The sequence below is a fragment of the Pseudoxanthobacter sp. genome, assembly GCF_036822375.1.
GTDB lineage: Bacteria > Pseudomonadota > Alphaproteobacteria > Rhizobiales > Segnochrobactraceae > Pseudoxanthobacter.
Genome location: NZ_DAISHT010000082.1, coordinates 1 through 8,299, shown reverse-complemented (window position 1 = coordinate 8,299; position 8,299 = coordinate 1). Strand labels below are relative to the sequence as shown.

The window sequence follows — 8,299 nt, the reverse complement described above, 5'->3', positions numbered from 1 at the left end:
GGCAGTTCAGGCGGGCAGTTCAGGCGAAAAAATCAGGCAGGCAGTTCAGGCAGGCAGTTCAGGCTAGCGTGCGGGCGGCCGGGCCGCCCAGCGCAACGAAGCGGGCCAGCCGGAACGGCGCCCCGGCGGCCGGTTCGACGAAGTGGGCGAGAGCGTCCACCACCACCGGCCGGCCGAGCACGGGAGCGAAGTGGCGGCGCGCCGCCGCCTCCACGACATCGGCCACCGGCCCGTCGAGCCCGTCGCTGAGGGTGATGTGGAAGCGAAAGGCATCGAGAACATAAGGGTAGCCCCACGCGGCGAGAAGGGCTTCTTCGTGCGCGGAAAGGCCGGCCCCGCGCCGGCGGGCCAGCTCCTCAGCCGCCGGGGGGCGGCGGAAGCGGTCGAAGTGCTTCACCACGGCCGCGGCGAGATCGTCGAGCGGGGGGACCGGGCCGGCCGGCATCAGCGCCAGAAAACGGCCGAGGCGGCGCAGTTCCAGCGCCGGAATAGCAACGCGCGCCCGCGTCAGGGCGAAGGCATCGAGGGCCGCGGCAAATCCGGCCTCCGTCTCGTCCGCGGCCAGCGCGACCGGCGCCTTCAGGGTGGCGTGCAGGCCATAGCGGCGGGCGGAGACGGTGAGCGCGGCAAAGCCGGCTGCGTCGAGGCCGGGAATATCCGGCTGGGCCAGCGCCGCGCCGCTCGCCGCATCGCGGCCGAGCCAGCGGCTGCCGAGGCGGGCCAGCAGGCTTGAGGGGCGCGGGGCGTAATAAAGCGCATGCCGCACGGCGGCCGCCGGCGCCGTGCCGGTCGCTTCCGGGGTCGGGCTTTCGCGCATGCCGTCTCCTCCGCTTCCCGGGCCGCGCCGCCCGGTGCCGCCTGCAGGGGTTCCCTTCTTAGAGCGCTTTGCCGGCGGGCGGAATCCCCCGCCGCTCAGTCGGCCACGATCTTCACCAGCGTGCCGGGCACGAGCGGCTGGGCGGGGTCGAGCTGGTTCAGCACCACGAACAGTTCGCGCGAATAGGCGCCGGCGCCCTTCATGCGCCGGGCGAGCGAATCCACCGTGTCGCCGGCCTGCGTGCGCAGGATGCGGATGCGCAGCGGCTTCAGCGCCAGCGCTTCCTCCGGGGTCAGCTGGTGGAAGCTCTGCAGCGTGGTGGTGAATGCGCTTTCGAACGCGGCGGACGGGTTGGCGGTGGCGAAGATGAAGCGGTAGGTGCGCCCGGGCGCGCGGATCAGGCCGATGCGGAACGACCAGCCATCGGAAATCGCCGCCGCGGTGGCCGCCGGCAGGCCGTTGATGGTGGCGGTGCGGATCGAATCCTCGATCAGGCCGTTGACCCAGCCGGAGCGCAGATAATCGGTCAGGGAATTGCCCGCCGGCACGTCGACGCCGTCGAAGCGCATGGCGATGCGCCCGCCGTCGCTGGCCAGCACCGCCTTCGGCGTGTTGTCGAGCGTGAAGCCGTCCGGCACGCGGAAGCTGATGCCGAGCAGGCTGTGGGCGAACAGCGTGCCGCGCACATAGCCCTCGCGCGGGTCGTCGCCGTAGAGCATGCCGTCGAGGCCCTTCAGGTAGGCATCGCGGTCCTGATCGCCGACATCGGGGCCGGAAAACTGGCGGGCCTCGCGGGTGGCAAGGGCCACGCGCTCCGGCGTGGCGGGATGGGAGGACAGGAAGTCCGGCTGCTTGTCGGAGGCGGCCTGCTGGGCGGCGCTGAGCTGCGAGAACCGGCCCATGGCGGTCAGGAAGCGGGCGGCGGCAAACGGGTCGTAGCCGGCGCGCGCCAGCGTGCCGACGCCGATCTTGTCGGCTTCCAGCTCCTGCGACTGGCTGAACCGGGCCAGCGATAGCTGGGCGGCGGCCACGGCGGACTTCGCCGCGCTGGTATCCTGCACGGCATCGGCCACGCGGGTGACCACGGCCGCGGCTTCCGCACGCTGCTGGCGGGCGAAGGCATGCTGGGCGGTGATGTGGCCCATCTCGTGGGCGATGACGGCGGCGACTTCGGAGGAATCCTCCGCCAGCGCCAGCAGCCCGCGCGTGACATAGACATAGCCGCCCGGCAGCGCGAAGGCGTTGACGGTGGGCGAATTGAGGATGGTGACGCGATAGGTGCGGGTCGGATCGTCGGAAACGGCCACCAGCCGGCCGACGACACGGGCCACCGCGGCTTCCACCTTGGGGTCGGAATAGACGCCGCCATAGGCCGCCACGATGCGCGGATGCTCACGCGCGCCAAGGCTGGCCTCGGGGGAGGAAATGGTGCGCGAGGTGGCCGGGGCGGCAACCTCGATGGTGGGCGGCGCCGCCTCGATCAGCGTGCAGGCCGCCAGCAGCAGCCCGGCCGCCAGCAAACCGGCGAGCGCCGGCAGAGACGCCAGCAAACCGGCCAGAGCCGGCAGGGGCGCCATCCGTGCGGCAACCGGCCGCGCGGCCGCACGGGCCGGCGGGGCAGACAGCGCCGCCTCAGCCCCTGCGTCCCGGCCCTGCGGTCCGCCGTGCTCTGCCTTCATGCGATCCGTCATCATCCGATCTGCCGCACTGTGCCCCTTGAGGCCCCACCTCTGCCGGCCGGGCAACCCCCGCCGTCTCATCTGCCGCCGCGCGGCTCCGCTGCCCCTCGCAGCGCGCCGCCGCCGGACCCGTCCGCCACCCGGCGCGGGCGGCTCAGCGGCCTCCGGTGCCGGGCGGGTCCTCCGCCGGTGCCAGCGCAGCCGGCGCGGCGAGGGAAATCTGCGGGCCGTCCCTTTCCTCAAGCCAGCCGCGCACCCGAACCGTCCTGCCGGCAAGCGTTTCCGGATCAAGACCTCTGGCAGCAAGCCCGGCCCGGTCGCTTTCCGCAATCCTCACCGTGAAATCAATAATCCATCGTGACCCGAAGTTCAGGAAAAAAGTCTTACCGGCCATGCCGACGGATCGCACCTGCCCTTCCACCACCGCAAACCGGCCGGCCTGACGGGCGAGGTGGGGATCGTCGGCCCGCCGCACAAGGCCTTTTTCCGGGGCCCACAGTCCGCGTCCGGCCTGCCGGGCGCGCTCTTCGGTCGCGGCAAGAGACGGCAGGGCGGAGGCGGCGGCCGCGCAGGCACCGGCAGGGATGTCGCCGGCAGGGATGTCGCCGGAAGGGACATTGCCGGAAGGGGCCTCGCCGGCGGCCGTAAACAGCACCGCAAGCCCGCCGGCCACCAGCGCTTCTGCCGGGCCGTCGCCGCCCTGCGGCGGCGGAAGGCAGGCCGGGCCGGCGGCTTCGGCCCAGATCACCCGTGCCGGCAGGCGGTTCCAGCGATCGGCCGGGCCGGTTGCCAGAATGCAGGCCCGCCGCCCGGCAGAGGCCGCGCCGAGGGCGGCCTGCGCGGCCTCTGCGGCGCCGGCAATATCGGCGGGCACGACGAGGCCGGCGAGGCGAACGGTGCGCCCGTCGGCAAGCCGCAGCGACAGCGGACCGTCGGCAGCGACGACGGTCGCCGGAGCGGCCGGCTGCGGCGGGCAGGCCGGCGCCCGGGCGGCCGCGGCCGGGCGCGGCCAGAGGGCCGCCGCGCCGCCGGCCGCCGCCGCCCCGGCGCCGGCGGCAAGAAAAGCCATTGCTGTGCACACAAACCGGCAGCTGCCGCGGCCGCCGGCCGGGCCCCGGCGCCTGTTTTTTCTGCGCTGCGCCACGCGAATGCTCTCCTGCCGTAAGGGGCGGGGCGGTCAGGCCGTTACGCTTCAGTAACAGCCGCCGTTCAAAATTACCGGCGCCGGCCGGTTACGACAGCCCGGCGAACCGGTTTTGGTTTTCAAAAGCGCCCGGAGCCACTAACACTTGGGCCACGAACACTTGGCCCGATCGCACCTGGCCTGATCGCATCTGGTTCAGGAGCCGGGCCCAGCCATTTACTGTATCCGAGGTTCGGAGACCCCGATGACGCAATCAACATGGTGCGACGAGAATGGCCGCGGTTCCGGCCACCGGGCGTGCAGCGCGTCTGCCGCTGCACCGCGGGCCGCCGGCGCATCGCGGAACTGGCTGCGCGGGCTGGCGGCCGGCATGCTGGCGGGGCTGGGTCTCGGGGCGGCCTTCAGTGCGCCGGCTCTGGCCGCCGACAAGCCCGCCGCCGCCGCGCCGGCCCCTTCCGTCATCGCCGTGCCGATCGTCAACGAGGACGTCACGGACGAGCGCGATTTCGTCGGCAACGTCGAGGCGATCCAGCAGGTGGACCTGAAGGCCCGCGTGCAGGGCTTCCTCGATCAGGTCGCCTTCACGGAAGGCGCGTTCGTCGGCACCGGGCAGCTGCTCTACCAGATCGAGCAGGCGCCCTTCCAGGCGGCGCTGGCGCAGGCGCAGGGCCAGCTTGCCGCCGCCAATGCCCAGCTTGCTTCCACCAAGGCCAATGTGGAACAGAAGCAGCTCACCCTCGACCGCCAGCTGGCGCTGGTGAAGAGCGGCACCGTCTCGCAGGCGATCGTCGATACCGCGACCGCGGACCGCGACATTGCCGCCGCCTCGGTGCAGCAGGCGCAGGCCTCCATTCAGGAGGCCCAGGCCAACGTCGAGGAAGCCCAGCTCAACCTCTCCTACACCACCATGGCCGCGCCCATCGCCGGGCGCATCGGCAAGACGAACTATACCGTCGGCAACCTCGTCAACGAGGCCTCCGGCACGCTGGCCACGCTGGTGCAGATGGACCCGATCCGCGTCGTGTTCGCCGTGCCGGAAAAGGCCTATGTGCTGATCATGCGCGATGCCGCCAAGGGTAAGTCGGCTGCCGCCGCCGAGCAGGCGACCGAGGCAGCCGCCACCGGCGGCGTCAGCGACCAGCTGATCCCCACCCTGCGCCTGCCCGACGGCACCAAATATTCGCACCCCGGCAAGATCGAGTTCATCAGCAACGTGGTGAACCAGAACACCGGCACCGTGGCGGTGCGCGCCGAGTTCACCAACCCCGACAGCTTCCTGCTGCCGGGCCAGTATGTGACGGTTTCGGTGCAGATCGGCGACAAGCGGCAGATGCCGGTGGTGCCGCAGAGCGCGGTGCTGCAGGGGCCGCAGGGCGCCTATGTGTTCGTCATCGATACCGAAAACCGCGCGGTGCAGCGCGCCATCACCTTCGACGGCGCCACCATCGTGCCCTCGGGCGGCTATGCCATCACCTCCGGCCTCGTGGTCGGCGATGTCGTGATCACCGACGGACTGCAGAAGGTGCGGCCCGGCATGGTCGTGGCGCCCACGGTCGTCACGCCGGCTCAGGCCTCCAATCCGCTCGACGTTGCCGATCCCGGTGCGACGGGCGCGGCCACGGATGCCGGCAAGGCAGACGGCAAGAGCGGCGGTGACAAGACCGGCGCGGCCACGACGCAGAACGCAGCGCCCGCGGCCGGGAAGTAACCCATGTTCTCAGCGATCTTCATCGCCCGCCCGAGACTCGCCTTCGTCATCTCCATCGTGCTGACCATCGCCGGTGCGCTCAGCATCTATTCGATGGCGGTGGCACAGTACCCCAACATCACCCCGCCGGTGGTGCAGGTCACCGCGTCCTATCCGGGCGCGGATGCCGCCACCATCGCCGAGACGGTGGCCCAGCCGATCGAATATCAGGTCAACGGCGTCGCCGGCATGATCTACATGTCGTCGGTGTCGTCGTCGGCGGGCACCTATACCCTGCAGGTCACCTTCGCCGTCGGCACCGACCCCGACATCGCACAGGTCGACGTGCAGAACCGCGTGGCGCTGGCGCAGCCGCAGCTGCCCACCCTCGTCAACGAGCTTGGCGTCAACATCCAGCAGCAGTCCACCAACCTGCTGGCAGCGGTTTCGGTCTATCCGACCGAGAAGGGGCTCGACCCGATCTATCTGTCGAACTACGCGGCCATCAACGTTCAGACGCCGATCCAGCGCATTCCCGGCATTGCCAGCACCACGCTGTTCGGCGCCCTCAACTATTCGATGCGCCTGTGGCTCAATCCCGACAAGATGACGGCGCTCAAGATCTCGCCGAACGACATCGCGCGGGCGGTCGAGAACCAGAACATTCAGGCCGCCCTCGGCCAGATCGGCGGTCCGCCGACCAAGAAGGACCAGGTGATCCAGATGCAGATCACCACCAAGGGCCGTCTGGTCTCGCCGGAGGAGTTCGGCAACATCATCCTGCGCACCGGCGACGACGGCGCGGTGGTGCGCATCCGCGACATCGGCCGCGTCGAACTCGGCGCGCAGACCTATACGCAGGTCTCCCGCCTCAACGGCGATCAGGCCGCGATCATCGGCCTCTACCAGCTGCCGGATGCCAACGCCCTGACGGTCATGCAGGACGTGGCCAAGCAGCTCGACCAGATCCGCACCCGCCTGCCGCCCGGCGTCGGCGTCGCCATCACCTACGACTCGACGCTGTTCGTGACGGCCTCCATCAACGAGATCATCAAGACCCTCGTCGAGGCCGGCATCATCGTGCTGATCGTCGTCTATGTGTTCCTGCAGGACATCAAGGCGACCATCGTGCCGACCGTCACCATCCCGGTCTCGCTCATCGGCGTGTTCGTGGTGCTGGCGGCGCTCGGGTTCTCGGCCAACACCATCGACCTGTTCGCCGTGGTGCTTGCCGTGGGACTTGTGGTGGACGATGCCATCGTGGTGGTGGAGAACGTCCAGCGCATCATGGAGGAGGAGGGGCTCGACCGGCGCGAGGCGTCCATCAAGGCGATGACGCAGGTGACGGGCCCGATCATCTCCACCACGCTGGTGCTGTTTGCGGTGTTCGGCCCGGTGGCCTTCCTGCCGGGCATCGTCGGCGAGCTGTTCCGCCAGTTCGCCGTCACCATCTGCGCCTCGGTCGGCATCTCGGCCATCAACGCGCTGACCCTGTCGCCGGCGCTGTGCTCGCTGGTGCTGAGCAAGCCCAAGGCACCGACCCGCGGTCCGTTCTTCTGGTTCAACCGCGGCCTCGACAAGACCCGCGACGGCTATGTGTCGGTCGTGGGGCTGATCGCGCGGCGCTCCATCGTCGCCGGCATCATCGCGGTTGCGGCCGGTGCTGCGGCGGGCGTCACGTTCTCCAAGCTGCCGACGGCCTTCATCCCGGAGGAAGATCAGGGCGTTCTCTATGTCAACGTGCAGATGCCGGCGGGCGGATCGCTGCCGCGCACCGACGATGCCATGCTGCGCATGCAGGAGATCGCCTCCAAGACGCCGGGTGTCGCCCATGTCATCAACATCGCCGGCTACTCGATCCTGACGCAGTCGGCGCTGTCGAATGTCGGCACGCTGATTCTGGCACTGAAGCCGTGGGATGAGCGCACCACGCCGGAAACCAGTGCCGGCGGACTGGCGCACAGCCTGCAGGCCCAGTTCAACGCCATTCCGGAAGCCAACGTGCTGGTGTTCCAGCCGCCGGCCATCCCGGGCCTCGGCCAGTCGTCGGGCTTCGACTTCCGGCTGGAGGCCGTGGGCGGCCAGACCTATCAGGAGATCGCGCAGGCGGCCATGTCGCTGGTCGTGGCCACCAATCAGGACCCGCGCATCGCCTATGCGATGACGACCTTCTCGGCCTCCATGCCGCGCATCTTCCTTGAACTGGACCGCACCAAGGCGGAAAGCCTGAAGGTGTCGGTGAACGATGTGTTCAGCACGCTGCAGGCCTTCCTCGGGTCGATGTACATCAACCAGTTCAACCTGCTGGCGCGCACCTTCCAGGTGAACATGCAGGCCGAGACGGACTTCCGCACCAAGGTCGGCGATATCAACCGCCTCTATGTGCGCAATGCCGACGGCAACATGGTGCCGGTCTCGACGCTGGCGAACCTGAAGATCCATCTGTCGTCGGATCTGGTCTACCAGTACAACATGAACCCGGCGGTGCAGATTTCGGGCTCCGCCGCGCCGGGCCGCTCGTCGGGCGATGCCATGGCGGCCATCGTGGATGCCTTCAACAAGACCCTGCCGACCGGCTATCTCTACGAGTGGTCGAGCATGTCCTATCAGGAGGCGAGCCAGACCGCGCTTCAGGTCATCCTGATCTTCGGCCTTGCCGTTACGTTCGGCTATCTGTTCCTCGTCGGCCTCTACGAAAGCTGGGTCATCCCGCTGGCGGTGATGATGTCGGTGACCGTGGCGGTGCTCGGCGCGGCGCTGACGCTGACCGTGGTCGGCATCACCAACAACGTCTACACCCAGATCGGCCTCGTGCTGCTTGTGGGCCTCGCCGCCAAGAACGCCATTCTCATCGTGGAATTCGCCAAGGAGCAGCGCGAGTTCTTCGGCAAGACGCGTTACGAGGCGGCGCTGGAGGGGGCGCGCATGCGTTTCCGCGCGGTGCTGATGACGGCGCTGGCCTTCATCATCGG

Annotated in this window: 5 protein-coding genes; 2 read left to right on the top strand and 3 right to left on the bottom strand. The window is 69.5% G+C overall.

The window, feature by feature from the left end:
- Window positions 1-58: 58 nt before the first annotated feature.
- The 3 genes from V7067_RS09690 to V7067_RS09680 all read right to left on the bottom strand — a co-directional run bounded on the left by V7067_RS09690 (window position 59) and on the right by V7067_RS09680 (window position 3,565).
- A complete protein-coding gene (locus V7067_RS09690) occupies window positions 59-817 on the bottom strand; it encodes a DUF1045 domain-containing protein (protein ID WP_334175690.1) in 759 nt (252 codons plus the stop codon).
- Window positions 818-912: 95 nt separating this feature from the next.
- Complete coding sequence (locus V7067_RS09685) at window positions 913-2,394, bottom strand: M48 family metalloprotease (protein WP_334175689.1); 1,482 nt, start codon at window positions 2,392-2,394, stop codon at window positions 913-915.
- Between the two features lie 256 nt (window positions 2,395-2,650).
- Entirely contained in the window at window positions 2,651-3,565 is a 915-nt protein-coding gene (locus V7067_RS09680; RefSeq protein ID WP_334175688.1) for a hypothetical protein, read from the bottom strand.
- A gap of 319 nt (window positions 3,566-3,884) precedes the next feature.
- Here V7067_RS09680 and V7067_RS09675 point away from each other — a divergent pair, with 319 nt between their 5' ends.
- Window positions 3,885-5,348 (top strand): efflux RND transporter periplasmic adaptor subunit, encoded by a 1,464-nt coding sequence (locus V7067_RS09675; protein ID WP_334175687.1) that lies wholly within the window; start codon window positions 3,885-3,887, stop codon window positions 5,346-5,348.
- A gap of 3 nt (window positions 5,349-5,351) precedes the next feature.
- Window positions 5,352-8,299: efflux RND transporter permease subunit (locus tag V7067_RS09670; RefSeq protein WP_334175686.1), on the top strand; the 2,948-nt coding region annotated here is incomplete at its 3' end.